This is a genomic window from Neobacillus drentensis (genome assembly GCF_036962765.1).
GTDB lineage: Bacteria > Bacillota > Bacilli > Bacillales > Cytobacillaceae > Neobacillus > Neobacillus drentensis_C.
The window spans coordinates 1-1,067 of sequence record NZ_JBALOS010000420.1 but is presented as its reverse complement, the minus strand read 5'-3'; the positions used below and the strand labels follow the sequence as shown (position 1 = coordinate 1,067).

At 38.1% G+C, this 1,067-nt stretch carries 2 protein-coding genes; both read left to right on the top strand.

Annotated features, from left to right (window positions below; genetic code table 11):
- Positions 1–30: 30 nt before the first annotated feature.
- Entirely contained in the window at positions 31–861 is an 831-nt protein-coding gene (locus tag V7137_RS30290) for an alpha/beta hydrolase family protein (RefSeq protein WP_335701501.1), read from the top strand.
- A 90-nt stretch (positions 862–951) separates the two neighbouring features.
- A partial coding sequence (locus tag V7137_RS30865; protein ID WP_420490202.1) for a Na-translocating system protein MpsC family protein occupies positions 952–1,067 on the top strand: 116 nt, incomplete at its 3' end.

Genomic DNA, 1,067 nt, shown 5'->3' with positions numbered 1-1,067 from the left:
AAAATAATTTAAGTAAAGGGGCTTATGACTTTGAATTTTTCCTTAGAAAGAAACTTCAAAAGTTTACAACGAATTGCCTATGGGGAAAATGAAAACCAATTTGGGGACTTAAGGCTGCCAGAAGGTAACGGCCCCTTTCCTGTTGCAATTCTTATCCATGGAGGTTTTTGGAGAGCAAAATATGAGTTAGACCAAATGGATAAGTTTGCAGAAGATTTAACTTCTCGAGGCATTGCAACATGGAACATAGAATACCGTCGAGTTGGACAAGAGGGAGGAGGTTGGCCAGGTACTTTTTTGGATAATGCGCAAGCGGCAGATTTTGTTCGAACCCTTGCAGAATCCTATCCGCTTGATTTAGATCGTATTGTTACGATCGGACATTCAGCTGGGGGGCATCTAGCTCTATGGATTGCTGCGCGACACAACCTTCCTTCGAATAGTATTTTAAAAACTTCCGAGAATCCTTTGTCATTAAAAGGAGCAATCAGTCTTGCAGGTGTTTGTGACCCTGCACTTATGCATGAAATCCATGTATTGCGAGAAGTGAAAACTGGAGTCAGTGATAATCCAACACGAGACCTATTTGATGGAATGCCAAAATACCTTCATAGTCGGTATGCTGAAGGTTCACCAATAGCTCTTCTACCCATCTGTGTTCCACTTGTGCTTATTCATGGTTCACTTGATATCAATGTACCAATTGGCATTAGTGAACAATTCGAAAAAGCTGCTAAGGGCTCAGGCGATGATGTTATCTTAAAAGCTATTTCAAGTGCAGAGCACTTTAAGATTATTGATCCAGAATCAGATGAGTGGCCAATAGTGGTTGAATCAATTGTAAACTTGTTGAATCAATAGCACACATGAACATGTAAACATCCATCATGAATTGGCTGCAAAAATTTAGTCTTCAATTAGATAATATAATTATAGAGGTGGGAATTTTATATGAATAAAACTCGAACTACTATTGAACGAGAGATTTCTAATTTTATAAGTTACTATATTAAAGAAACTTTAGGAAGAGGTCCACGTGATACTGAAATAAAAATAACAGATAACGT